Below are 1,217 nucleotides of genomic sequence, written 5' to 3' on the forward strand. Positions count from 1 at the left end.
CGTTGGGTTGTTTCCCCCATATCCTTGGCATGGTTTGCTGCGTTGTTTCTGGCTTCCGTGGTGACGAGCATGCCGTCCTGCGCCCGCAACACCCCATGCCCGTCAGTCCTCAGCTCAAAGCCCTCACCCCGCGGGTCTTTCCTGCCTGCGTGGTCCTCGATGCGCGTGATCGCCCCCAGGCTCAGGCTGGAACTCTGGTGATCGCTCTTGAGCTGCGCCTGGATGCGCCCGGCTGTGTCATCCAGGATCAGGTGATTGGATCGGCCCGCCGCACCGTTGCCCCCGCCCTCCGTCAACTCCCGGCTCCTGAACCCGCTCAATGCGCTCTGCCCAGGCAGTTGCCACGGCGGCAGGTTCACCTGGTTGTGCACCCGCCCCAGGCAGATCGGCAGGTCCGCATCTCCTGCAATGAAGCCGACGATCACCTCCTGCCCGATGCGCGGGATCTGGATGCCCCCCAGCTGGTTGCCCGCCCACGGAGAACTTACCCGCACCCAGCAGCTGCTGTGCTGGTTCTTCTGCCCCAGACGGTCCCAGGGGAATTGCACCTTGATGCGCCCGAGTTCATCGGTCCACAGGTTCTGCCCCTGGGGGCCCACCACCAGCGCCACCTGGGGACCGACCATGGCGGGCTTGGGCTGGGTCGGCTCGGGTCGCAGGGGTTCCGTGATGGGGTGGGCCGTGAAGTCCACCTGCACTCGCCATTGCTGCTTGCGCTGGGGGCTGGCTTCGCGGTTCTGGCTGTCTTCACCCACGTCCTCGATGAGCAGGTGGGTGTCCAGGACCAGGTACTCGGCATTGGCTGACGCTCTTGGGTGTTTCTTCAACTGGAAGGTGCACCCGGGCACCATGCCCCTCAGGTTCCCGCTGGCCCGGGCCCGGGCGCCATGGGTGCGCAGGGCCTGCATGCGCAGCAGGGCCAGCAGGTGGCCTTCGCCGCGAGGATCGCTGCTGGCATCTGCCCCCGCGTTAGGCTGGGCGTAGTGGCTGCCACCCGCTCCTGATGCATGCCACTGGTAGACCTCGCCCCCGGCTTGCCCGGTGGGGCGCGGATCGAGCCTGGAGACACTCAGATCGGCCCTGGGCCGGGTGTAGTCGTAGTCCCGGGTGGCGTACGCCCCGCTGGTGAGCGAATGCGCGGGCACGAAGCTGTGGATGTACTCGGCATCGATCTTCCAGCCCGGGGCGTGGTACTCGACCTGCTGGTACAGCGGATC

General features: G+C 66.9%; 1 protein-coding gene. It reads right to left on the minus strand.

What is annotated here, in order from left to right:
- Positions 1–1,217: type VI secretion system Vgr family protein (locus D3H34_RS32820; RefSeq protein ID WP_119558883.1), on the minus strand; the 1,217-nt coding region annotated here is incomplete at both ends.

The sequence above is a fragment of the Acidovorax cavernicola genome, from assembly GCF_003581445.1.